This window comes from Micromonospora sp. WMMD1219, assembly GCF_049315215.1.
Lineage (GTDB): Bacteria > Actinomycetota > Actinomycetes > Mycobacteriales > Micromonosporaceae > Micromonospora > Micromonospora tulbaghiae.
In genome coordinates, this window is record NZ_CP186057.1 from 4,624,738 (window position 1) to 4,649,502 (window position 24,765).

Consider the following 24,765-nt stretch of genomic DNA (forward strand, 5'->3'; position numbering starts at 1 on the left):
CCACTGTCGTGTGACAGCCGACACACCCGCGCAAAAACTTGATTCATTCCAAAAGAGCGGACTAAGGTCGTCGCATGACGGCCGACTTCGAGACGCAGCTCCGGGCGGTCTCGTTGCGGGTGACCCGGCCCCGCCTGGCGGTGCTGTCCGCGCTGCGCGACCACCCGCACGTCGACACCGACACGGTGATCGCCCTGGTCCGCGCCGAGCAGCCCACCGTGTCCCACCAGGCGGTCTACGATGTGCTCCGGGCACTCACCGACGCCGGGCTGATCCGGCGCATCCAGCCGGCCGGCGCCACGGCCCGCTACGAGTCGAGGGTGGGAGACAACCACCACCACGTCGTGTGCCGTTCCTGCGGCGCCATCGCCGACGTCGAGTGCGCCGTCGGCCGCGCCCCCTGTCTCACCGCCTCGGACGACCACGGCTTCGTGGTGGACGAGGCGGAGGTCGTCTACTGGGGCACCTGTCCCGGTTGCGCGGCCGACCGTACCGCCCAGCGATCCGCCAGTTCGGAAGGAAACAGATGAGCGACACCCAGGACAACCGGCCCGTCAGCCCGCAGGGCGTGGACGCCAAGGAGGCGGCCGGCTGCCCGGTCGCGCACGACTCCGTGACCGCGCACGGCAGCGAGAGCGAGAACCCGGCGATCGACTCGCCGACCCCGAAGACCGGCGGTCGTCCGCGCAGCAACCGCGACTGGTGGCCCAACCAGCTCGACCTGTCGGTGCTGCACGCCCACTCCTCCAAGGGCAACCCGCTGGGCCCGGAGTTCAGCTACGCCAGGGAGTTCGCCAAGCTCGACGTCGATGCGCTCAAGCGGGACATCACCGAGGTCCTCACCACCTCGCAGGACTGGTGGCCGGCCGACTTCGGCCACTACGGCGGTCTGATGATCCGGATGAGCTGGCACGCCGCGGGCACCTACCGCATCGAGGACGGCCGCGGTGGCGCCGGCGACGGCGGGCAGCGGTTCGCCCCGCTGAACAGCTGGCCGGACAACGCCAACCTGGACAAGGCCCGCCGGCTGCTCTGGCCGGTCAAGCAGAAGTACGGCCAGAAGATCTCCTGGGCCGACCTGCTGGTGCTCGCCGGCAACGTGGCCCTGGAGTCGATGGGCTTCAAGACCTTCGGCTTCGGTTTCGGCCGTGAGGACGTCTGGGAGCCGGAGGAGATCTTCTGGGGCCCCGAGGACGCCTGGCTCGGCGACGAGCGCTACGCCTCCGAGAAGGAGATGGTGGCCGGCGTCGGCGCCACCGAGATGGGCCTGATCTACGTCAACCCGGAGGGCCCGCGCGGCAACGCCGACCCGCTCGCCGCGGCGCACTTCATCCGCGAGACGTTCCGCCGGATGGCGATGAACGACGAGGAGACCGTCGCGCTGATCGCCGGCGGCCACACCTTCGGCAAGACCCACGGCGCCGGCCCCGCCGACGGCCACGTCGGCCCCGAGCCGGAGGCCGCGCCGCTGGAGTCGCAGGGCCTGGGCTGGCTGAGCACGTACGGCGAGGGCAAGGGCGGCGACACGATCACCAGCGGTCTCGAGGTGACCTGGACCGACCGCCCGACGCAGTGGAGCAACCGGTTCTTCGAGATCCTCTTCGGCTACGAGTGGGAGCTGACCACCAGCCCCGGTGGAGCCAAGCAGTGGGTCGCCAAGGACGCCGAGGCGATCATCCCGGACGCCCACGACCCGTCCAAGAAGCACCGGCCGACGATGCTGACGACCGACCTGTCGCTGCGGGTCGACCCGGCGTACGAGAAGATCTCGCGCCGGTTCCTGGAGAACCCGGACGAGTTCGCGCTGGCGTTCGCCAAGGCCTGGTACAAGCTGCTGCACCGCGACATGGGCCCGGTCAGCCGCTTCCTCGGCCCGTGGGTGCCCGAGGCCCAGCTCTGGCAGGACCCGGTGCCGGCCGTCGCGCACGAGCTGGTGAACGACGCCGACATCGCCGCGCTCAAGGCGAAGGTGCTGGAGTCCGGCCTCACCACCGCCCAGCTGGTCTCCACCGCGTGGGCCTCGGCCGCGAGCTACCGCTCCACCGACAAGCGCGGTGGCGCCAACGGCGCGCGGATCCGGCTGGAGCCGCAGCGCAACTGGGAGGTCAACCAGCCGGAGCAGCTCGCCACCGTGCTGAGCACCCTGGAGGGCATCCAGCAGGAGTTCAACGCGGCCGGCGGCGCCCAGATCTCGCTCGCCGACCTGATCGTGCTGGCCGGCTCGGCCGCTGTCGAGCAGGCGGCGCGGGACGCCGGCGTCGAGGTGACGGTGCCGTTCCACGCGGGTCGTACCGACGCCACGCAGGAGCAGACCGACGTCGAGTCGTTCCGGGTGATGGAGCCGCGCGCCGACGGGTTCCGCAACTACCTGCGGCCGGGCGAGAAGACCCAGCCGGAGGTGCTGCTCATCGACCGCGCGTACATGTTGAACCTGACCGCGCCGGAGATGACCGTGCTGGTCGGCGGCCTGCGCGCGCTCGGCAACAACGTCGGCGGCGCCGCGCACGGCGTGCTCACCGACCGGCCCGGCGTGCTCACCAACGACTTCTTCGTCAACCTGCTCTCCCCGGGCACCCGGTGGAAGGCGGCGGAGTCCGAGGAGCACGTGTACGAGATCCGGGACCTGGCGACCGACCAGGTGAAGTGGACCGCCACCGCGGTCGACCTCATCTTCGGCTCCAACTCGCAGCTGCGGGCGTTGGCCGAGGTCTACGCCAGCGACGACGCGCGGGAGAAGTTCGTCCGCGACTTCGTGGCCGCCTGGACGAAGGTCATGGAGCTGGACCGCTTCGACCTGGCCTGATCCGCCGTACCTCCCCGAGCCCCGGTCCGTCGCGCCGCGACGGGCCGGGGCTCGCCCGCGTCCGGCTCAGCCCCGGCGCTCCCTGTTCCCCCGGGTGATCACGCTGAACTGGCCCTGGGACTCCATCCGCACCTCCTTGACCTGGTCCAGGCGCTCGACCCCGTGCTGGCGGAGCTGGCTGAACAGCTCGTCCTCGGTGATCAGCTCCCGGCGCATGTTGCGGTGCAGGATGCGGCCGTCGCGGACGAGCAGCAGGGGACCGGGGTTGACCAGGCGCGCGACCACGGGCCAGCGGTAGGACAGCACGTCGAGCAGGTACGCCCATCCGATGATCACGGCGACCAGCAGCACCCCGTCGGTGATGGACCGGTAGTCGTCGGCCATCGCGTTCTGCGCCGCGTCGGCGATCAGCACGATCACCAGCAGGTCGGTCACGCCGGTGCTGCCGCTCTCCCGCTTGAGCAGCACGCGCAGCAGGACGAAGATCGTCAGGTAGACGACGCTGCCCCGCAGCGCGATCTCCCACAGCGGGGTGTCGGGGATCAGCAGCTGCCGCCAGTCGCCCACGCCCGCTCCTACCCGGAACCCGCCGTCCCACACCAGGGGCGGTCACTGGTCGCCGTGGTTGCCCTCCCAGTGCCCGCCGAGGGCGGGGGTGTCGGCGCGGATCGCGGTGTGGTTGCCGTCCAGGTCGTTCTCGACCACCCGGCAGTTCAGACAACTTCCGCGCTCGGTGATCCAGATGCCGGCGGTCTGCGTGCCGGAGCCGCTGTCCCGGATCAGGTTCCCGCGTACCGTGACCGAGTCGCAGGTGGCGTTCAGCGTGACACCGGCCCGGTTCGGTGGCGGGCCCGGCAGCTCGTACGGGGTGCCGGGAGCGGGGATGTCGGCGCTCCAGGCGCTGGCGACGCCCGGCCGGTTCGACGCGAGCACGAGCGTGGTCCCGTCGTTGCTGGCGACCACCGCGAAGCGCCGCCCGACGCGGAGCACCTTGCCCCGGTGGCCGTCCTCCGGCCAGGTCGCCCGCTGGTCGACGAGCGTGTTCTCGGTGTAGCGCACCGACTCACCGCCGCCGGTGGCGGCCGGGGCGCACTGGCGGCCGTTGTTGCGGATGCGGTTGTTGATGATCACCGCGTCGCGCAGCGGGCGGTCCGACCGGATCCCGTCGAGGCTGTTGCCCCAGATGTCGTTGCTCTCGATGACGATCTCCTCGGCGGTGGCCCGGTTGCCCTCGCCGAGATCCTGGTGGTGGTAGCCGTAGCGGCCGTTGCCGGTGATCCGGTTGCCCCGCACGGTGTACGGGCCCCGGGTGTTGCCGATGTTCACCCCGTCGCGCATGTTGCCGTCGATCAGGCAGTCGGTGAGCAGGCCGCCCCGGCCGGGCACACCCGTGGTGCCCTTCGCCGAGACCTGGAAGCCGGCCTCCAGGTTGCCGACCATGCTGCACCCGGTGACGATCAGGCCGTCGGCGCCCCAGTCGGAGATGCCGAACCGGTTGCCCTCGGCGTGGCAGCCGATGATCCGGATGCCACGCGGCTGGGGCCGGTCCGCGTGCTGCATCTCGACGAAGATCCCGTTTGTGGCGTTGCCGACGGCCGTGCAGTCGGCGATGATCAGCCGCTCGACCGGCCCCCACCCGCCGATGCCGATGCCGATACCGGCGCCGCCCATCTCCAGGCCGTCGTCCATCCGGCCGCACTCCAGCACGCGGACGCCCTCGATCACGGTGTCCTGGAGGAAGTCGCATCCGAACCCGGTCGCGGCGGTGTGGTGGATGAACAGGTTGCGGAACACCCCGCCGGTCACGTACTGCAACCCCAGCCCTTTCGCCAGCGGGTTGTAGTCGGTCGACGCGACGCCGGAGCCGTCGATCTCGAAGTCGGCGAACGTGCAGTGGGCGAGGTGCCGGTCCGGGCTCGCCCCGTGCTGCTCGACGGTGTGGAACGCCAGCGGGACCGGCTGCGCCCGGTTGCCCTCGTTGCTCAGCACGAACCGGGTCACGCCCGGCCCGGCGCCGATCAGCGACACGCCGCTGCGCCAGACGGTGGCGGCGTCGCGGACGGCGTACACCCCGGGTGGGCAGTAGATCACCCGGGCCCGGCCGTCGGCGTCGTACGCGTCCCCGAGCCGGTCGACGAGCGCGGCGAGCGCCGGCTGGTCGTTCGTCACCCCGTCGCCGGTCAGGCCGTGTTCCCGGGCGTCGCACCGCAGCGGCGCACCGGCCACGGCGTACCGGCGGACACCGGCTGTGGTCACGGCATCTCCCTCGGGCCGGGACGGCGCGCACGGGCACGGCGGGTGAGCCGTCCGTGAGCGGGATCTACCGACACGGTACGTGCCGGCGGCCCGCGGCAGGCCCGGATCGGCTCACGTCGGAGTCGCCGCCCGCAAACGTTGGAAAATCTGCTCGGAAGTTGCGGGCGTCCCGCAAAGCGGTTCGCCGCGTCCCGCGCAGCGGGAATCGCGACCGGTGGCAGGCCGCTCGGTCCAGCGTGGATCTCCGCTGGTAGCCGCGAATCCGGACCGCTTCGTGTTGCCTGCTGGTTTCGAAAACTTTGCCGCAAGCTATTGCAAAGACTTTCATGGATGGCGCATCGTGTTCGTCACCCGGGACGGCCGCCCCACCCCCGCTCACCCTTTCGAACCCACGGAAGAGGTCCCCCAGCCATGCAATCCGTCAGGCCACACCCCCGTGGCCGCGCCGGTCGCCTGCTGCTCGCCGCCGCGCTCGTCGCGGCCGGCGGCACGGTGACCGTCGCCGCTGCCACCACCGTCCCCGCCCCCGCCCGCGCCGCCGTCGCGCTCAACGACAGCGAGGTGACCGCCAACCTCTGGGAATGGAACTGGACCTCGGTGGCCGCCGCCTGCACCGACCACCTCGGACCGGCCGGCTACGGCGCGGTGCAGGTGGCGCCGCCGCAGGAGTCGGTGAAACTGCCCGCCAGCGCCGACGGTGCGTACCCCTGGTACGAGGTGTACCAACCGGTCTCCTACAAGCTGGACAGCCGGTTCGGCAACCGCCAGCAGTTTGCCGCCATGGTCACCGCGTGCCACGACGCCGGGGTGCGCGTCTACGTCGACGCGGTGGTCAACCACATGGCCGGCACCAACAACCCGGCCGGTACGCGCGGCTACGCCGGCACCGAGTTCTCCGGCTACAGCTACCCGGCCGTGCCGTACGGCAACGGCGACTTCCACCGCCCCGGCGACAACTGCCCGACCGGCGGCACGATCAGCGACTGGAACAACGAGTCCCAGGTGACCAGCTGCGAGCTGCTGTCGCTGTCGGACCTCTACACCGAGAAGGAAGCGGTCCGGAACAAGATCGCGGCGTACCTCAACGATCTGATCGGGCTCGGCGTCGACGGCTTCCGGGTCGACGCGGTCAAGCACATCCGCAAGGACGACTTCGCGGCCATCCTCGGCAAGCTGAACGACACCGTTGCCGAGGGCCGGCGACCCTACGTCGCGCAGGAGATCTTCGACGGGGCGAGCAACCCGGCGTTGCAGGCCCGCGCGTACATCGGCAACGGCGACGTGCTCGACTTCGCGTACGCCAAGGGCATCCGCTCGGCGTTCCAGGGCTCCATCTCGGCGCTGGCGAACGTGCCGAGCTGGAACCTCGACGCGCCGAGCGCCAACGTCTTCTCCATGGTCACCAACCACGACCTGGAGCGCGACGGCGTGGTGCTGTCGTACAAGAACGGCACCGACTACGTGCTGGCCAACTACTTCGCGCTGGCGTACCCGCACGGCAAACCGTCGGTCTACGACAGCTTCACCTGGTCCAACCGCAACCAGTCCCCGCCGCACGACGGCACCGGACGGGTCACCGACACGGTCTGCGGCGCCGCCTGGAACTGCCTGAGCCGGACCACGGGCGTCAAGGGCATGGTCGGCTGGGCCAACGCCGCCCGGCCGGTGAAGACCGTCTCGGACTTCACCACGGTGAACAGCAACGTGATCGGCTTCCACCGGGGCGACCGGGCATGGATCGGCGTCAACGACTCCGGCTCCGCCACCACCGCCACCTTCGTCACCGGGCTCGCCGACGGCCGGTACTGCGACGTCATCTCCGGCGTCGCCACCGGCAGCGGCTGCACCGGCTCCACGGTGACCGTGTCCGGCGGCCGGGCCACAGTGACCGTCCCGGCCAACGACGCGGTCGCGATCCACGTGAACGCCCGGCCGGGCGCGAGCCCGTCCCCGACCGCCTCGCCGACCACGTCGCCGACGGCCTCGCCGACCGCGTCCCCCACGGTCAGCCCGGGTGACCGGATCGCCACCACGTTCACCGTCGCCGCGAACCTGGCCGCCGGGCAGGACGTCTACGTCGTCGGCAGCATCCCCGAGCTGGGCTCGTGGACGCCCGCGAACGGCGTCAAGCTCGCCGCGCAGGGCGGCGGCACCTACCGGGCCACCGTCAACCTGCCCCGGTCCACCGGCCTGGAGTTCAAGTTCGTCAAGCTGACCGCCGCCGGTGCCGTCACCTGGGAGTCCGGCGCGAACCGGACGTTCACCACCCCCGCGACCGGCACGTACACGGTGACCGAGACGTTCCGCGGTGACACTGTCACCACGGCGGTCGCCACCACGTTCTCCGTCACCGCGACCACCGTCTACGGGCAGAACGTGTTCGTCGTCGGCAACATACCGGCGCTGGGTGGCTGGAACCCGGCCGCCGCCGTCGCGCTCTCGTCCGCCGCCTACCCGGTCTGGCGGGCCACCGTCGACCTGCCCGCGAACACCGCCGTCGAGTACAAGTACGTCAAGAAGAACCCGGACGGCACGGTGATCTGGGAGTCCGGCGCGAACCGGACGCTCACCACGCCGGCCGGCGGCACCCGGGCCGTCAGCGACACCTGGCGCTGACGACCGTGCGGCCCGTCCCCCTCACCCCTGGGGACGGGCCGCATCCGGTCAGGTCCGGACCCGGGCCTCGGCCTCCGACGCGGTGATGACGCCTTCGCGGCCTCCGCCCCGGGCCGCCGTCAGCGCGGCGGCCAGGCACACCACGGCGGCGACCACCAGTGGGGGCCGCCCGCCGACGGCTACCGCCGCCGACCCGAGCGGGATGGCGAGCGTGATCGGACCGAACATCGCCGTGTTCGCGGTCCCGGCGACCCGCCCGAGCATCGCCGGTGGCGTGCACGTCTGCACGGCGGTGACCGCCGCGACGAGCGTCCACGGCAGACCCACACCGGCCACCACCGAGGCGGCCACGGTGCCCGGCCACCACGGCAGGCAGCGCCCCAGACAACCGGCGGCGAACAGGACCGCACCCGCGACGCCGACCGCGATCTCACCGTGGCGACGGGCGAGCCGGCCGACCACGAGCCCGGCGAGCAGCGACCCGGCGCCCTGCGCGCTGGCGAGCACACCGAGGAACGTCGAGGGCAGCGCCAGGTCCGTCACCACCACGTCGTACAGCGCCGCGGTGGTGAAGCCGGACATCGCGATGGACACCGCCGCGAGCGTCACGGGTACGCGTACCGCCCGCCGGGCCAGGAGCGCGGCGAGTCCGTCCCGCACTCCCGCCGGGCGTGCGGCCGGGGGAGCGGGGACGGTCCGGGTCAGGCGCAAGGCGCCGTACAGGGCGGCCGCGAGCATCGGTACGGCGGCGGCGAGCACCGCGACGACGTGCCCGCCCCGCCACGCGTACAGGCCCGCCCCGGCCAGCGGTGCCACCAGCTTCATGCCCTCCTGCGCGCTCGACCGCCAGCCGTTGACGTCGGCCAGCCGGGCCGGGGGGAGCGCGGCGGGCAGCAACGCGGTCTCGCCGGCGTCGACGAGCACGTACCCGACGCCGTAGGCGAGCGAGACGGCGTAGATCAGCCACGCCTGGCCGGGCCCTCGTACCGCCAGCAGGCTCAGCAACGCGGCGGCGAGCGCGAGGTCGGCGCCGATCACCAGCCGGCGCCGGGGCACCCGGTCGAGCAGGCCGCCGAGCCACGGTCCGGCCAGCGTCGGCGCGTAGACGCAGAGACCGGCCAGCGCGGCGAGCCCGGTGGAACCGGTGAGATCGAGGATCCAGATGCCGGAGACCAGGGCCATGGCGCTGCCGCCGAGGCCGGACAGCAGCGAGACGGCCACGAACAGGAACGCGTTGCGGCGCATGGGTCCCCCGAGAGTTGAGCCTGGAGGACTCATCCTCGGTAGTTGAGTCAGGGCACGGCAATAGCTTCCGCGTGCGTCAACGCTCCGTTGACAGGACTGTCGTGATGCGGTGGGCGGCGTCGCGTACCGGCGCGGGCAGCCGGCGCCCGGCCCCGGCCAGGTCGTCGGCGAGGTGCGTGGCCAGCGCGTACAGCGGCCCGGCCGGTGCGTCGAGCGCGAGCAGGCAGGTGCGGCGCGTCAACGCCGCGCGGGGGAAACGGCCGTCCCAGGAGCGGTCCGTCCCGATCCAGCGGTGCAGGTCGGCGACTGCGGCTCGGAGCGCCGGCACGTCGGGGGAGGCGGCCGGGTCGAGCGCGGCCAGGCGGCCCCGCCGGGCCGCCACGAGGCGTTGCCGGCGCTGCTCGGCGGCCTGCCGGCTGCCCAGGCCGAGCGCCCGCGCGATCTCGGCCCAGGTGGCGCCGTCGTGGCGGGCCCGGTCGATCAGGTCCAGTTCGCGGTCGTCCAGCCGGGCCCGGGCCGCGACGATCTCGGACAGGCGGGCCAGGCTCACCCGTCAACGTTACATTGACACCCCTGCGTCGGGCGTCAGTCCTCCGGGACGCCCGGGCCCACCTCGCCGCGCGCCAGGTGCTCGGCGTTGCGGTCGGCCTCGCTCTCCGCGTTCTCCGCCCCGGCACCCGGATCCCGGGTACGCCGCCCCTCGGCGTCCTGGAACACCTTCCCGCGCTCGAGCGCGCCCTCCTGCTGTCGCTGGAACTGCTGCGGATCAGTCATGACCGTCAGGTGCCCCGGCGGCCGCGCGGCAAACCGGTGCGTCAGCGCGGCGGCGCGACGTACAGGCCCGTCCGGCAGCCGGTCTCGCCCGGTTCCAGCCAGATCCGGTCGTACCCGGGGGATTCGATCTTCCCAGCCGGCGTGCGGACGAGCAGCAGGCAGTCCCGTTCGGCCGGTACGCCGACGGCGGCGACGAGCGCGCCCTCGTGCACCGTCGTGTCGACGGTGATCCAGTCCTGCGGGAAGGCCGCCCGTACGGCGCCCGCCAGCGTGTCCGGGGTGGCGGTGCGCAGCACGGCGGTCAGCCGCTGCCGCCCGTCCTCGGGCACCCTCGGCACCGGCGCGGCGGTGGGCGGCGGGGGAGCGGGGCCGCTCGGGCAGTCGATCTCGTGGTACGTCGTGTAGCGGTAGAGCTCGAACTCGTACCGGTAGCAGCGGGCGGCCTCACCGGCGGTGTTGCTCGCGCCGCCGATCGACACCGGCGGCTGCTCCGGCACCGTCACCACGAACCGCACGTCGACTGTGGCCCGCTCGTCCCCGGCGGTGCGGCCGGACCAGGCCAGCGCCTCCCGCCGGACCGTCGCACCACCGCCGGACGCGGCGTCCCGCGGCTCCCGGACGATCTCGGCCGCCGCGATCGACCCGGCGTCGCGTACCCGGTTGCGGTGCCCCAGCTCCGTGTTGAGCTGCTTCGCCTCCACGGCCGCGGCGTCGCGCGCCAGCGTGTCGCCGCTCTCCTCCCCGATCCCCTTCCCGCATCCGGCCGACGCGACGAGGAGCACCGCGAGCGTCCACCGGATCCCCCGGTGACGGGACGGAGGTTTCGGCCCGGCGGCGCTGCGTGTCCGGCTCACCGCGCCGACGGTACCGGCGAACCGGGCGCCGCGCCGCCCCGTACGCGGGGGCCGTTGGTCCCGGGTCCGACAGGCCCTCGGCCCTGCGACCCGGGCCCGCCCGCGCGGCATGCTGGGGTTGCCCGGCGTGGGCGGCGACGACATGGAGGACGATGTGGTGATCAACGGCGGGCCCGCTACAGCGACGACGCCCACCGAGATCTCTCCGGCTCCCGCGACCGGGCTCGGCTCGGCCGAGGCGGCCGCCCGGCTGCGCGCCGAGGGGCCGAACACCGTGGCCGCGCCGCGCAAGCGCGGGTTGGCCGGCCGGGTGTTCCGCCAGCTCACCGACCCGCTGGTGGCGCTCCTGCTGGCCGCCGCCGTGGTGACCACGCTGCTGCGCGACTACCCGGACACCGCCGTGATCGTGCTGGTCGTCCTGATCAACACGGCGATCGGCGTGGTGCAGGAGGTACGCGCCGACCGGGCCGTCGCCGCGCTGGACCGGCTCGCCGCACCGACCGCGCGCGTGGTCCGCGACGGCCGTGACCTCGTGCTGCCCGCCGCCGACCTGGTCCGCGGCGACCTGGTCCGGCTGGAAGCCGGCGACGTGGTGCCCGCCGACCTGGACCTCACCGACGCGGTACGCCTCAGCCTGGACGAGTCGGCGCTGACCGGCGAGTCGGTGCCGGTGGCCCGGGTCGCGGGGGAGGAGGCCAGCGCGGGCACGGTGGTCACCACCGGCCGCGCCACCGGGACCGTGGTGCGCACCGGCGCGGCGAGCGCGCTGGGCCGGATCAGCGCCCTGGTCGCGGCGACCCGGCCGGCGCCCACCCCGCTGCAACGGCGCCTGTCCTCGCTCGGCCGGGTGCTCGGCCTGACCGCCGTGGTGCTCTCCGGGCTGGTCTTCGCCATCGGCGTGCTCGACGGGCGGCCGGTCACGCAGATGGCGGTCACCGCTGTCAGCCTCGTGGTGGCAGCCGTGCCGGAGTCGCTGCCCGCCGTCGTCACGCTCGCGCTCGCCCTCGGCGCGCGCCGGATGGCCGGCAGCCGGGCCATCCCCCGCCGGCTGCACGCCGTGGAGACCCTCGGCTCGGTCACCGTGATCGCCTCCGACAAGACCGGCACGCTCACCGAGGGCCGGATGGCGGTGCAGTACGCCGTCGTCCCCGGCGACGACCGCTACGCCGTCACCGGCACCGGCTACGCGCCCGACGGCGAGGTGCACCACCGGGGCGAACCGGTGAGCGCCCCGGACGAGCTGCGCGCCCTCGCCCGCGCCGGGCTGCTCTGCAACGACGCCACGGTGACGCCGCCGACCGACGAGCGGCCGGAGTGGACCGCGATCGGTGACCCGCTGGAGGCGGCGCTGGTCACGTTCGGCGCCCGCTGCGGGCTGGACCCGGACGCCACCCGCGACGCCTGGCCCCGCGTGGCGGAGGCGCCGTTCGACCAGGACCTGCGCCGGATGACCACGGTGCACCGCCGCTGCGACGGGCGCTACCTGGTGGTCTGCAAGGGCGCGCCGGAGAACCTGCTGGCCGCGCCGCTGGTGGACGCCGACGCCGGGGAACTGGCCGAGCTGACCGACGCCGCGCACCGGCTCGCCACCGAAGGGCTGCGGGTGCTGGCGGTGGCCTCGGCGGTGGTCGACACCCCGCCGGACCCGGCCCGGCCGGCCGGCCTGCGCCCGCTGGGCCTGGTCGCGGTCGGCGACCCGCTGCGCGCGGCGGCACCCGGCATCGCCGCGGGCTTCGAGGAGGCCGGCATCCGGCTGGTCCTCATCACCGGCGACCACCCGGCGACCGCCGCCGCCATCGGCGGGCGGCTCGGGCTCTGGCGCGACGGCGACCCGCTGGCCAACGGCGACGACGGCGACCCCGGCCGCGCCCACCCCGAGACCCGGGTGTACGCGCGGACCCAGCCGGAACAGAAGCTCGACATCATCGCCGGCCTGCAGACCCGGGGGCACGTGGTGGCGATGACCGGCGACGGCGTCAACGACGCCCCGGCGCTGCGCCGCGCGGACATCGGCGTGGCCATGGGCGGCGGCACCGAGGTGGCCCGGCAGGCCTCCGACCTGGTGCTCGTCGACGACGACCTGACCACCGTGGCGACCGCCATCGGCGAGGGCCGCCGGATCTACGACAACATCCGCCGGTTCCTGCGCTACGCGCTCGCCGGTGGCGTCGCCGAGATCGCGGTGATGCTGCTCGGCCCGCTGTTCGGCCTGCCGGTGCCGCTGCTGCCGGCGCAGATCCTCTGGATCAACCTGCTCACCCACGGCGTACCCGGTGTGGCGCTCGGCGCGGAGCCGGCCGAGCCGGGCACGCTGCGCCGGCCGCCCCGCTCGCCGCAGGAGTCGGTGCTCGGCGGCGGCCTGGGCCGGGACGTGCTCGTCACCGGCGGGCTGATCGCCGCGGCGACGCTGGGCGCCGGGGTGTGGGCCGCGGCGGCCGACCGGCCGTGGCAGTCGGTGGTGTTCGTGGTGCTCGGTCTGTCCCAGCTCGGCGTGGCGCTGGCGGTCCGCGCGATCCGTACCCCGGGCTCCCGCGAGCGCAACCTCGCGCTGCCGGTGGCGGTCGCGATCTCCGCTGTGCTCCAGGTGGCGGGTGTGCTGCTGCCGCCGCTACGGGAGCTGCTCGGCACGTCCCCGCTCAGCGCGCTCGACCTGCTCGCCTGCGCCGCGATCGGCGTGCTGCCCGGGCTGGTGCTGCGGCTGACCCGCCGCTTCCGCGGGAGCAACGCCCCGCGGGCCGGGACCAACGACCCCCACGCCGGGACCGCCGGCCCTGCCGGGCCGGCCGCCGGACGGGCAGGCTGAGGACGAGTGAAGGAGGACGTCATGACGATCCACTCGCAGGCCCCCGTCGTGGTGGGCGTGGACGGCTCCGCCGCGTCGCTGGACGCGGTCCGGGTGGCCGCCCGCGAGGCCGCCGACCGGAACCGGCCGCTGCAGGTGGTGCACGCGTTCATCTGGCCGCTGACCCGCGCGCCGCTCACTCCGGCCCCGGGTGCGCCCGCCGGCGCCGGCCTGCGCAACCAGGCCGAACGGGTTGTCGCCGAGGCGGTCGCCGAGGTCGGCAAGGTCGCCTCGGAGGTGCCGGTCACCGGCGTGGTGGTCGACGGCGCGCCGGCGGCGGTGCTGGTCGCCGAGTCCCGCGAGGCGGCGCTGATCGTGCTCGGTCACCGCGGGCTGGGCGGGTTCGCCGGCCTGCTGATCGGCTCGGTCACGCTCCAGGTTTCGGCCCGCGCGCACTGCCCGGTGCTGGTGACACGCGGCGAGGCGCGCGCCGACGGCCCGGTCGTGGTCGGTGTGGACGGCTCCGAGCTGTCCACCGCGGCGGTCGGGTTCGCGTACGAGGAGGCCGCCCGCCGGGGCGCGTCGCTGATCGTGGTGCACGCCTGGCTGTACCCCACTCCGATCGGCCCCGGCGACATCCTTCCGCTGGTGTACGACCCCGAGGCCTTCGCCGAGGAGTCCCGGCGGGTCGTCGCCGAGTCGATCGCCGGATGGGCCGAGCGTTACCCGGACGTGCCGGTGCGGCAGCGGTCGATCCGCGGCGCCCCGGCCCGGGTCCTGGTGGAGGAGTCGAAGGACGCCCAGCTGGTGGTGGTCGGCGCGCACGGCCGTGGCGCCCTGGGCGGGCTGCTGCTCGGCTCGGTCAGCCACGCGGTGCTGCACCACGCCCACTCGCCGTTGGTGATCGTCCGCGACGGCGCCTGACGCCGCGACGGCGCCTGACGCCGCGACGGCGTCAGGCGCTGCGGACCGTGGTGAGGTCGGCCAGCCCGGAGATGGTCAGCAGCGGCTCCAGCAGCGGGCCCGCGATCAGCGTGATCCGGTCGGCGTGCGGGAACAACGCGGCCAGCCCGGCGCTGTCCAGGTACTCCACCTTGGTGAGGTCCACGACCAGAGGCTCACCATCGGGGCGTACCGCTTCGGCCAGCGCGTCGGCGAAGGTGGACGCGTTGCTCATGTCGATCTCGCCGACGGCGGCCAGCACGCGGGCGCCGTCGGGACTGTCGCTCGTCGTCAGGGTCAGAGACGTGCTCATGGCGTGATCCTCGCCTGCATGTCGACTGTGGTGCCGGTGGCTCCCGGGATGACGCTGATGTCGTCCATCAACGCGCGCATGAGCACGATTCCCCGGCCGCGGTGCGGGTCGGGGGGCCGGTTGCGGTCTCGCCACCGGCCGCTGTCGGTGACGCTCAGGCGCAGGTTGCCGGCCGTGGCGGCGGCGCGCAGCCGGATCCGCCCGCCCGGATCGTCGCGGTGCCCGTGCTCGATCGCGTTGGCGCACGCCTCCCCGGCCGCCACCAGGATGTTGTAGGCGTGGGCCGGGGCCAGCCCGCAGCGGTCCAGCCATCCCCGCAGCACTGTGCGGACCTCGGCCAGCCGGGTCGACTCGGCCGGGAACTCCAGCTCCAGCGGCCCGGGGTGGCGGTAGAGCAGCAGCGCCACGTCGTCGTGGTAGCCGCCGTCCGGGGCGAGCCGCTCCATGATCTCGGTCGCCAGGACCTCGACCGGCGCGTGGTGTCCCTGCTGGATGGCGTCGGTGGCGCGGGCGATGCCGGCCGTGATCGGCTGGCGGCGGCGTTCCACCAGGCCGTCGGTGTAGAGCATCAGGGTGGCGCGCGGCTGCACCGTCGCCTCCGCCTCCGGGCGTTCCTCACCCGGACGTACGGCCAGTGGCCGGGACCGGCCGTGTCGCAGCAGCTCGGGAGTGCCGTCGGCGCGGACCACGATGGCCGGCGGGTGACCGGCGCTGGAGTAGCGCATCAGGCCGGTGGCCGGGTCCAGCACGCCGCAGAAGACGGTGGCGCAGGAGGCGCCGGGCAGTAGCGCGGCGAACCGGTCCAGGGCCACGAGCGTGCGGGCCGGGCTCGGGTCCTGCAACAGCAGGGCGCGGCAGGCGCTGCGCAGCTGCCCCATCACCGTCGCGGCCTGGAGGCCGTGGCCCACGCAGTCGCCGACCACGATGCCGATGCGCCCGTCCGGCAGCTCGACGGTGTCGTACCAGTCGCCGCCGACCTTGAGCGGCATCGCGGCGGGGGAGTACCGGACCGCGAAGCCGGCAGGCAGCTGCGCCGGACCGAGGATGGCCCGTTGCAGGGCCAGCGCGGTCTCCCGCTGCTGGTCGATCTGGTGCACCCGGTGCAGCCCCTGGCCGATGTGGCCGGCCAGCAGCGCCAGCAGGGTCTGGTCCTGTTCGGTGAAGGGCCGCTTCTCGCCCAGGTCGATCCAGAGCGCCATGGTGCCGTACGGGTGCTCGACGGCGATCCCGGCGCCGTGCGTACGCGTCGCCACCGGCGTCAGCAGCGGGGTGTCCCGAAGCGCGAGCAACGCCTGCCGGCGCTCCTGCGGCAACGTGTCCCAGCGTGCCGCCGGGTCGGTGGCGGTCACCTCGGGGGCGGGCAGGTCGCCGAAGACGGCGGTGAGCACGCCGGCGGCCCGCCACAGCTTGCGCAGTTCGTCCAGCACCCCGAGCAGCGCGTCGGTGAGGTCGTCCGCCTGCGACAGCCGCATGCTGAGCCCGGCCAGGGCGGTCTCCCGCTGCACGGCGTAGTGCTCGGCGGTCACGTCGCGGAACGTGCCGACGATCATCCGGCGGCCGGTGTCCGGGTCGTCGACCTGGTTGAACGCGGCCGAGATCCAGATCCGGTGCCCGTCGCGGTGGGTGACCGGCACGGTGTACGTGCCCCGCGTCTGCCCCACGAGCGTCGAGAACGCGGCCGCCACCTGGCGGTGCGCCTCGGGCTCGGCCTCCCGGTCCGGCCACCACGGGTGCACCGCCGGGTACGGCAGCCCTTCGGTGCCGTAGCCGAGGATGCCGGTGAACGCCGCGTTGATCTCGACGACCGCGCCGTCCTCGTCGCAGACGAAGAACGCCTCCTGCAACGAGTCGACGAGTGCGGTACGCCAGCGGGCGTGGTGGTTGCGCAGCCGGGCCAGCTCCACGTTCGCGCGTACGCGGGCCAGCAGCTCGGCGGCCGGGAACGGCTTGACCAGGTAGTCGTCGGCGCCGGCCTCCAGCCCTTCGATCGAGGCCTCCTGACCGGCGCGGGCGGACAGCAGCAGCACCGGAGTGCCGGCCGTGCGCTGGTCGGCGCGCAGCGCGGCCACCAGTTGCAGGCCGTCGAGCCGGGGCATCATCACGTCGCTGACCACCAGGTCGGGGGTGTGCGCGCGGGCGGCGTCCAGCGCGGCCCGCCCGTCGGCGACCGCCTGCACCTCGTGCCCGGCCGAGCGCAGCAGCCGGGTGAGGTACTCCCGCATGTCGGCGTTGTCGTCGGCCACCAGGACGCGGGCCGGCGCCCCGCCGGGCAGCGGCTGCACCGGCCCGTCGGCCGGGGTGTCCGCGCCGACGGCGTCGCCCGGGCCGGCGGGCAGCCAGCGCAGCGCCTCCTGCACGAACGGCTCGGCCGACGCCGGCGTCCGGCCGCTGCCCGCCGGGGCGAGCGCGTCGGCGGGCAGGTGCGCGGTGCCGAACGGCAACCGGATCGTGAAGGTGGTGCCCCGGCCCACCGCGCTGTCCGCGTCGATGTCGCCGCCGTGCAGCATGACCAGCTCCTTGACCAGAGCGAGGCCGATCCCGCTGCCCTCGTCGGAACGGGAGCGGGCGTTCTCGATGCGGTGGAACCGCTCGAACAGGCGCGGCATCTCGTCGGCGGGGACGCCGATGCCGGTGTCGGAGATCCGCAGCACCGCCGAGTCGCCCTCGTCGCGCAGCTCCACCCGGATCGTGCCGTCGAAGGTGAACTTCAGCGCGTTGCTGAGCAGGTTCAGCACCACCTTCTCCCACATGCCGCGGTCCAGGTGCACCGGCTCGGACAGCGGCGGGCAGTCCACCTCGAAGGACAGGCCGGCCCGTTCGATCGCCGACCGGAAGACGCTCGCCAGGTCGGCGGTCACCGCGGCCAGGTCCACCGGCTCGTAGCGGGCCTGCATCCGCCCGGCCTCGATCCGGGAGAAGTCGAGCAGGCTGTTGACCAGCTTGCCCAGGCGCAGCCCGTTGCGGCGGATCACGTCCAGCTCGGCGCGGACCCGCTCGTCGGCGCCCTGCAACCGGCCGCGCAGCTCGTCCAGCGGACCCATGATCAGGGTGAGCGGGGTGCGGAACTCGTGACTGATGTTGGAGAAGAACGCGGTCTTCGCGCGGTCCAGCTCGGCGAGCTCCTCGGCCCGCCGCTGCTGCGCCTGGTAGCTGCGGGCGCTGGCGATGCCGGTGGCCAAATGCCCGGCGGTCAGCTCGACGAAGCCGCGGTACCCGTCGTCCAGCGCCCGGTAGCGGTTCAGCCCGGCGACCAGGAACCCGTACGGCGCCCCGCCCTGCTGCCGCAGCGGCACCAGGAGCGCCTCGGTCGGCGCGGCGGGCCAGACCCCGGCCGGCAGGTCCGTGAAGGCCGGGCCGTCGAGCGCGACCCGCACCGAATCGCCCTCGGTCAGGGCGCCGGACGGCCACGGGGCGGCCGGGTCGCCGGGGGACAGCGTGGCCGGGGCCGCCGGGTGGTCCGCCGCCAGCCCGGTCGCCTCCACCAGCCGGGCACCGCCGTCGTCGTCGTACAGGTAGGTGAGGGTGAACGGCAGGTCCTGCGGGTTGCGCGCCAGCTGGCGGCTGACGAACGCGAGCGTCTCCTGCTCGGTGCGGATGACGCTCGGGTCCGAGCCGAGGTCGCGCAGCGTGGCCATCCGCCGCTCACCGATGACCCGCTCGGTGTCCTCGCTGACCACGCAGAGCATCCCGACCAGGCTGCCGTCGTCGGCGCGCAACGGGCTGTAGGAGAACGTGTGGTACGTCTCCTCGCGGTAGCCGGCCCGCTCCAGGAACAGCAGCAGCCCCTCGTCCCAGGTCGCCTCGCCGGTGCGCAGGACGGTGTCGACGCGGGGGCCGATGTCGTCCCAGATCTCCGCCCACACCTCGTTCGCCGGACGCCCCAGCGCCCACGGGTACTTGCGGCCGAGCGTGTCCCGCCGGTAGGCGGCGTTGCAGAAGAAGGTGAGCTGCGGCCCCCAGGCCATCCACATCGGGAACCGGGAGGACAGCAGGATCCGCACCGCGGTCCGCAGGCTCTGCGGCCAGGTGTCCGGTGGGCCCAGGGGGTGCGCCGACCAGTCGATGCGCGCCAGGTCCGGCCCGATCTCACCGTCGACGGCGAAGACGTCGGCACGCGTACGCGGGTCGGTGTCAGCGCCGCTCATCGCACGAGTCTCCCCCACCCCACCCGATCCCGCTCGTCCGGGCCGCGTCGCACCGCGGCCCCGTGGTCGCTTCTTGCCCCGTGGCGCCCCCGGCACTCCACCCGGGGCGGGGAGATCTGACTCACGTGACGGCGGCGGGTCAGGGCAGGGAGACGTGACGACCACAAAACGAAAGGCGGGGAGACAGGTCTCCTCGCCACTATCAACATATATCGCACCCCGGGTCTTGCCGCAAGGCCCCGGTCGTGCCGCACAATCATCGGCCGATACGGGTTGAGCTGCGAAAACGGGGGCACGGCATGACCGGACGGTACGTGTGGGAGCTGCACGAGGTCGACGAGACGCGGATCGGCGCGGTCGGCGGGAAGGGTGCGCATCTGGGGGCGCTGACGCGGATCGACGGGGTGCGCGTACCCCCTGGCTTCTGCGTCACCACGGACGCCTTCCGGCTGGTGGCGCGGGCGCCGTCGCTGGCCGGCCTGCTGGACCGGCTCGCCGGCGCGGACGCGGACGACCCGGCGGCGATCCGGACGGCCGCCGCCGAGGTCCGTCGCGCCGTCGAGCGGACCGCGCTGCCCGCCGACGTGGCGGCGGCGGTCACCGCCGCGCTGTCCCGGCTCGGTCCGGACGCGGCGTACGCGGTGCGGTCCAGCGCGACGGCGGAGGACCTGCCGACCGCCTCGTTCGCGGGTCAGCAGGACACCTATCTGAACGTGGTCGGCACGGCCGAGGTGCTGCGGCACGTCAGCCGCTGCTGGGCCTCCCTGTTCACCGACCGCGCGGTGACCTACCGGCGGCGCCACGGCATCGACGACCGGGCCGTGGACATGGCCGTGGTGGTGCAGCGGATGGTCTTCCCGGACGCGGCCGGGATCATGTTCACCGCCGACCCGGTCACCGGGAATCGGACGGTGGTGTCGGTGGAGGCCGGCTTCGGTCTCGGCGAGGCCCTGGTCTCCGGACTGGTGAACCCGGACGTCTTCACGGTGCGCGACGGCGCGGTGGTGGGCCGGGCGATCGGCGCGAAGTCACGGGCGGTGCACGCGGCGCCCGGCGGCGGCACCCGGGAGACTCCCGTCGACCCGGCGCGGCAGGCGTCTGCCGCGCTGACCGACGCGCAGGCGGTACGCCTCGCCGCGCTGGGCCGGCGGATCGAGGCGCGCTTCGGCCGACCGCAGGACATCGAGTGGGCCGTGACCGGGGACGACGTCCACATCCTGCAGGGCCGGCCGATCACCACGCTGTTCCCGGTGCCGGCGGCCGCCGCCGACGGGCGGTTCCACGTCTACCTGTCGGTCGGCCACCAGCAGATGATGACCGACGCCATGAAGCCGCTGGGCCTGTCGATGTGGCGGCTCACCGCCATGGCGCCGATGCACGAGGCGGGCAGCCGGTTGTTCGTCGACGCCACGCCGCACCTGTCCACCCCGGCGGGCCGTACCGCGTTCCTGGGCATGATCGGCCGGGCCGACCCGCTCACCCGGGACGCGCTGGAGACGGTCCTCGCCCGCGACGTCCTGCCGGTCGCGCCGGACCCGGCCCCGGCCGGCCCGCCCGCGGGCGGGCCGCCACAGCCGGTCGACACCGACCCGGCGATCGTCGCCACGCTCGTCGAGCGCAGCCAGGCGTCCGTCGCCGCCCTGCGCCGCGACGTCGGCACCCGGTCCGGACCCGAGCTGTTCGACTTCCTGACCGAGGCGTTCGCCGAGCACAAGCGGGTGCTCACCGATCCGCTGAGCGGTCAGGCGATCATGGCGGGGATGCAGGCCACCTGGTGGCTCAACGACAAGCTGGGGGAGTGGCTCGGCGAGCGCGACGCGGCCGACACGCTCACGCTGTCCGCGCCCGGCAACGTCACCTCCGAGATGGGGCTCGCGCTGCTCGACGTGGCCGACGTGATCCGCGCGTACCCCGAGGTGGTGGCGTTCCTGCGGGAGGTCGCCGACGACGGGTTCCTGGACGACCTGCCGAAGCTGCCGGGCGGCCCGGAGGCGCGCGAGGCCATCGAGGGCTACCTCGACCGGTACGGCATGCGCTGCGTCGGCGAGATCGACATCACCCGGCCGCGGTGGAGCGAGCGCCCCGCCACGCTGGTGCCGCTGATCCTGGACAACGTCCGCAACTTCGCCCCGGGCGCCGCCGCGCGCCGCTTCGCGCAGGGCCGGGAGCGGGCCGAGGCGAAGGCACGGGAGGTGCTCGACCGCCTGCGCGCGCTGCCCGACGGTGAGCGCAAGGCCGCCGAGACGCAGGCGATGATCGAGCGGGTACGGACGTTCGTCGGCTACCGGGAGTACCCGAAGTACGACATCGTGAGCCGCTACGCCGTCTACAAGCAGGCGCTCATGGCCGAGGCCGGCCGGCTCGCCCGCGCCGGTGTGCTCGCCGCCGCCGAGGACGTCTTCTACCTGACGTTCGACGAGTTCCGCGAGGTCGCGGCCACGGGCCGGGTCGACGCCGGGCTGATCCGCGGGCGCCGGGAGGAGTTCCGGGCGCACCAGGCGCTCACTCCGCCCCGGGTCCTCACCTCCGAGGGCGAGGCGATCAACGGCTCGTACCGGCGCGACGACGCTCCCGCCGGCGCCCTGGTCGGGCTGCCGGTCTCGGCCGGCGTCGTCGAGGGACGGGCGCGGGTCGTGACGGACCTGGCCGGCGCCGACCTGGAGCCGGGCGACATCCTCGTCACCGCGCACACCGACCCGAGCTGGACGCCGCTGTTCGTGGGCGCCGCGGGCCTGGTGACGGAGGTGGGCGGCCTGATGACGCACGGCGCGGTGATCGCCCGGGAGTACGGCCTGCCGGCCGTGGTGGCGGTGCCGGACGCGACCCGGCTGATCCGCGACGGCGGGCGGATCCGGGTGCACGGCAGCGACGGGTACGTGGAGCTGCTGTCCTGACCGGCGCGGCATGCTCGATGATGGAGGTTCGGCGAGCGGGAGGGCACGATGCGGATCGGGGAGCTGTCGGCGCGTACCGGGGTCAGTGCCCGGTCCATCCGGTACTACGAGCAGCAGGGCCTGCTCGCCGCCATGCGTACCGCGAGCGGGCAGCGGGTCTTCGCCGAGTCGGCGGTGGACCGGGTCCGGCTCATCCAGCGGCTGTTCGACGCCGGGCTGAGCAGCCGCAGGATGGCCGAGCTGCTGCCCTGCGTGACCGATCCGGAGATCCGCACCTCGTGGCTCACCGACCGGCTGCGGGAGGAGCGGACCCGGATGACCGCGGAGATGGCACGGCTCGCGCACGCCGTCGCGGTGCTCGACGACGTGGTGTCCGACATGAGCGTGACCGAGGACACCCGGGATCCGGCCGCCTGAGCGCTTGCCCTTGACACCGGTGTCAACTCCTAGCGTCGGGTCATGAACGCGATCCTGGACACCGCATCGCCGGTGGCGCCGCTGCTGGCACCCGTCACCGTCGCCGGACTGCCGCTGCCGTCCCGCTTCGTGATGGCGCCGATGACCCGTAACCGCGCGCCGGGCGGCGTGCCGACGCCGGCGATGGCCGACTACTACCGGCGCCGCGCCGCGGCGGGCATCGGCCTCGTCGTCACCGAGGGCGTGCTGGTCGACCATCCCAGCGCCGGGCACGAGGACACGGTGCCCCGGATGACCGCCGGCGCCGCGGAGGCCGGCTGGCGGGGGGTGGTCGAGGCGGTGCACGCCGCCGGCGGCCGGATCGCCGCGCAGCTGTGGCACCTGGGCAGCCTGCGCGAGCCGGTGGACGGCCGTCCGGCGTGGACCCCCTCGGGGGTACGCGAGCCGGGCCGCCCGGCGCCGCACGCGATGACCGCAGCGGACGCGGACGTGCTGCTGGCGGCGTACGCGGACGCGGCACGGGTCGCGGTGCGGGCCGGGTTCGACGCGATCGAGATCCACGCCGCGCACGGTTACCTGCTGGACGAGTTCCTGTGGCCGTACACGAACCGCCGGACCGACGCGTTCGGCGGCTCACCGGCGCGGCGGGCGGCGTTCCCGGCGGCCGTGGTGCGTGCGGTACGCGCGCAGGTCCCGGCGCGTCACCCGGTGATCGTGCGGTTCTCCCAGTTCAAGGAGCGGGCGTTCGACGCGTGGATCGCCGAGAGCCCGGCCGAGCTGGCGCAGATCCTCACCGCGTTCGCCGAGGCCGGCGCGGACGTCCTGCACGCCTCGCAACGTCGCTTCTGGCAGCCCGTGTTCCCCGGCTCGGCGCTGAACCTGGCCGGATGGGCGAAGCTTCTCACCGGTCTGCCGTCGATCACCGTGGGCTCGGTGGGGCTGCGGCGGGACTTCCTGCGCCCGGACGGTCCGGAGTCGGTGGCGGGCCTGACCGCGCGGCTGGCGGACGGGGAGTTCGACCTGGTGGCGCTCGGTCGCGCGCTGCTCGGCAACCCGGCGTGGGTGACGCACGCCGCCGCCGGACGGCTGGGTGAGATCGCCGACTACCGCAAGGCGCACGAGGACGTGTACCCCTAGGACCGGGGTGCCCGCAGGGGTTGACGCCGGGGGATGTTATCGCTCACAGTCGATGACAGGGCACGAGCGCCGCAAGGCTCACCGGGCGAGCCGCGCTGGTCGTACCTCGACACCACCGCCACCGGACGCGGGGGTCGAGGAGTCGCACCACCACCATCGCGCAACCCCCGGAAGAGGAATCCGCATGAGACGAAAGAGAGCCTTGCTGACCACCGGCATCCTGGCCGGCGCGCTCGCCGCCGGGATGGCGGTGGCCCTGGCGCCGGCCGCGAGCGCCGGCACCACGCTGCGCGCGGCGGCAGCCGAGAAGGGCCGCTACTTCGGCGCCGCTGTCGCCACCGGCAAGCTGTCCGACAACACGTACGCCACGGTGCTGAACCGCGAGTTCAACTCCGTGGTGGCCGAGAACGAGATGAAGTGGGACGCCACCGAGCCGCAGCAGGGGCGGTTCAGCTACGGCGGCGGCGACCGGCTGGTCAGTCACGCCCGCGCGAACGGAATGTCGGTGCGCGGGCACGCGCTGCTCTGGCACCAGCAGCAGCCGTCGTGGGCGCAGGGCCTGTCCGGCAGCGCGCTGCGCAACGCCGCGATCAACCACGTCACCCAGGTCGCCACCCACTTCCGGGGGCAGATCCACTCCTGGGACGTGGTGAACGAGGCGTTCGCCGACGGCGGCAGCGGCGGGCGTCGCGACTCGAACCTGCAGCGCACCGGCAACGACTGGATCGAGGCCGCGTTCCGGGCGGCCCGCGCCGCGGACCCGGGCGCGAAGCTCTGCTACAACGACTACAACACCGACGGCATCAACGCGAAGTCGACGGGCATCTACAACATGGTGCGCGACTTCAAGTCGCGTGGCGTGCCGATCGACTGCGTCGGCTTCCAGTCGCACCTGGGCACCACGCTTCCCGGTGACTACCAGGCCAACCTCCAGCGCTTCGCGGACCTGGGCGTGGAGGTGCAGATCACCGAGCTGGACGTGATGACCGGCGGCAACCAGGCGAACATCTACGCCGCCGTCACCCGCGCCTGCCTGGCGGTGTCGCGCTGCACCGGCATCACGGTGTGGGGCGTGCGGGACTGCGACTCGTGGCGCGGCTCGGACAACGCGCTGCTGTTCGACTGCTCGGGCAACAAGAAGGCGGCGTACAACGCCGTGCTGGACGCGCTCAACGCGGGCGGGAACAACCCGCCGCCGACCACGACCCCGCCGCCGAACAACCCGACCACGCCGCCGCCGGGTCAGGGCGGGTGTACGGCATCGGTGACGCTGAACTCCTGGACCGGTGGCTTCGTCGCCAACGTGAAGGTGACAGCCGGCTCGTCGGGCACCCGGGGATGGACTGTCACCATGACGCTGCCGGGCGGCGCGAGCATCACCAACACCTGGAGCGCCACCGCGAGCGGTAACAGCGGCACGGTGCGGTTCACCAACGTCGACTACAACGGCCAGCTGGGTGCCGGTCAGAGCACCGAGTTCGGGTTCCAGGGCAACGGCAGCGGATCGGGCATGACGCCCACCTGCTCCGCGACCTGAGCCGGGCCACCGCGGGGGCGGCACGCCGTCGCCCCTGCGGTGCCCCGCCA

At 73.8% G+C, this 24,765-nt stretch carries 17 protein-coding genes; 9 read left to right on the top strand and 8 right to left on the bottom strand.

Annotation, left to right across the window (positions count from 1 at the left end; genetic code table 11):
- The first annotated feature begins 74 nt into the window (after window positions 1-74).
- Together ACN27C_RS21580 and katG are read left to right on the top strand one after the other, a co-directional pair.
- On the top strand, window positions 75-530 hold the full coding sequence (locus ACN27C_RS21580) for a Fur family transcriptional regulator (protein WP_422747716.1): 456 nt from the start codon (window positions 75-77) through the stop codon (window positions 528-530).
- Entirely contained in the window at window positions 527-2,803 is a 2,277-nt protein-coding gene (gene katG, locus ACN27C_RS21585) for a catalase/peroxidase HPI (protein ID WP_422747719.1), read from the top strand. The genes ACN27C_RS21580 and katG overlap by 4 nt, the downstream gene beginning before the upstream one ends.
- Window positions 2,804-2,869: 66 nt before the next feature.
- On the opposite strand, the gene ACN27C_RS21590 is transcribed toward katG, so the two are convergent.
- A complete protein-coding gene (locus ACN27C_RS21590; RefSeq protein WP_120569472.1) occupies window positions 2,870-3,370 on the bottom strand; it encodes a DUF421 domain-containing protein in 501 nt (166 codons plus the stop codon).
- Window positions 3,371-3,412: 42 nt separating this feature from the next.
- On the bottom strand, window positions 3,413-5,059 hold the full coding sequence (locus ACN27C_RS21595; RefSeq protein ID WP_120569473.1) for a right-handed parallel beta-helix repeat-containing protein: 1,647 nt from the start codon (window positions 5,057-5,059) through the stop codon (window positions 3,413-3,415).
- A gap of 411 nt (window positions 5,060-5,470) precedes the next feature.
- Here ACN27C_RS21595 and ACN27C_RS21600 point away from each other — a divergent pair, with 411 nt between their 5' ends.
- On the top strand, window positions 5,471-7,675 hold the full coding sequence (locus ACN27C_RS21600) for a carbohydrate-binding module family 20 domain-containing protein (RefSeq protein WP_422747722.1): 2,205 nt from the start codon (window positions 5,471-5,473) through the stop codon (window positions 7,673-7,675).
- A gap of 48 nt (window positions 7,676-7,723) precedes the next feature.
- Here the strand turns inward: ACN27C_RS21600 and ACN27C_RS21605 are convergent, their stop codons facing one another.
- The 4 genes from ACN27C_RS21605 to ACN27C_RS21620 all read right to left on the bottom strand — a co-directional run bounded on the left by ACN27C_RS21605 (window position 7,724) and on the right by ACN27C_RS21620 (window position 10,548).
- Entirely contained in the window at window positions 7,724-8,920 is a 1,197-nt protein-coding gene (locus ACN27C_RS21605) for an MFS transporter (RefSeq protein ID WP_422747724.1), read from the bottom strand.
- 76 nt (window positions 8,921-8,996) lie between these two features.
- Entirely contained in the window at window positions 8,997-9,470 is a 474-nt protein-coding gene (locus ACN27C_RS21610) for a hypothetical protein (protein WP_422747726.1), read from the bottom strand.
- Between the two features lie 35 nt (window positions 9,471-9,505).
- A complete protein-coding gene (locus ACN27C_RS21615) occupies window positions 9,506-9,694 on the bottom strand; it encodes a ribonuclease (RefSeq protein WP_422747728.1) in 189 nt (62 codons plus the stop codon).
- A 41-nt stretch (window positions 9,695-9,735) separates the two neighbouring features.
- Window positions 9,736-10,548 carry a hypothetical protein gene (locus tag ACN27C_RS21620; protein ID WP_422747730.1) on the bottom strand — a complete coding sequence of 271 codons (813 nt, stop codon included), beginning with the start codon at window positions 10,546-10,548 and terminating at the stop codon, window positions 9,736-9,738.
- Window positions 10,549-10,657: 109 nt separating this feature from the next.
- Here ACN27C_RS21620 and ACN27C_RS21625 point away from each other — a divergent pair, with 109 nt between their 5' ends.
- Complete coding sequence (locus ACN27C_RS21625) at window positions 10,658-13,351, top strand: cation-translocating P-type ATPase (RefSeq protein WP_422747732.1); 2,694 nt, start codon at window positions 10,658-10,660, stop codon at window positions 13,349-13,351.
- Between the two features lie 21 nt (window positions 13,352-13,372).
- On the top strand, window positions 13,373-14,254 hold the full coding sequence (locus ACN27C_RS21630; protein WP_422747734.1) for a universal stress protein: 882 nt from the start codon (window positions 13,373-13,375) through the stop codon (window positions 14,252-14,254).
- A gap of 31 nt (window positions 14,255-14,285) precedes the next feature.
- Here ACN27C_RS21630 and ACN27C_RS21635 read toward each other — a convergent pair whose 3' ends face one another.
- A complete protein-coding gene (locus ACN27C_RS21635) occupies window positions 14,286-14,585 on the bottom strand; it encodes an STAS domain-containing protein (protein WP_120569480.1) in 300 nt (99 codons plus the stop codon).
- A complete protein-coding gene (locus tag ACN27C_RS21640) occupies window positions 14,582-18,730 on the bottom strand; it encodes a SpoIIE family protein phosphatase (RefSeq protein WP_422747736.1) in 4,149 nt (1,382 codons plus the stop codon). Before ACN27C_RS21640 ends, ACN27C_RS21635 begins: the two co-directional genes overlap by 4 nt.
- Before the next feature lie 299 nt (window positions 18,731-19,029).
- Here ACN27C_RS21640 and rph point away from each other — a divergent pair, with 299 nt between their 5' ends.
- The 4 genes from rph to ACN27C_RS21660 all read left to right on the top strand — a co-directional run bounded on the left by rph (window position 19,030) and on the right by ACN27C_RS21660 (window position 24,715).
- Window positions 19,030-21,624, top strand: a complete 2,595-nt coding sequence (rph, locus tag ACN27C_RS21645) for a rifamycin-inactivating phosphotransferase (RefSeq protein WP_422747738.1) — start codon at window positions 19,030-19,032, stop codon at window positions 21,622-21,624.
- Window positions 21,625-21,672: 48 nt separating this feature from the next.
- On the top strand, window positions 21,673-22,041 hold the full coding sequence (locus ACN27C_RS21650; RefSeq protein ID WP_091417166.1) for a MerR family transcriptional regulator: 369 nt from the start codon (window positions 21,673-21,675) through the stop codon (window positions 22,039-22,041).
- 42 nt (window positions 22,042-22,083) lie between these two features.
- Window positions 22,084-23,178 (top strand): 12-oxophytodienoate reductase, encoded by a 1,095-nt coding sequence (locus ACN27C_RS21655; RefSeq protein ID WP_422747740.1) that lies wholly within the window; start codon window positions 22,084-22,086, stop codon window positions 23,176-23,178.
- Window positions 23,179-23,362: 184 nt separating this feature from the next.
- On the top strand, window positions 23,363-24,715 hold the full coding sequence (locus tag ACN27C_RS21660; RefSeq protein ID WP_120569484.1) for an endo-1,4-beta-xylanase: 1,353 nt from the start codon (window positions 23,363-23,365) through the stop codon (window positions 24,713-24,715).
- The last annotated feature ends 50 nt before the right edge of the window (window positions 24,716-24,765 follow it).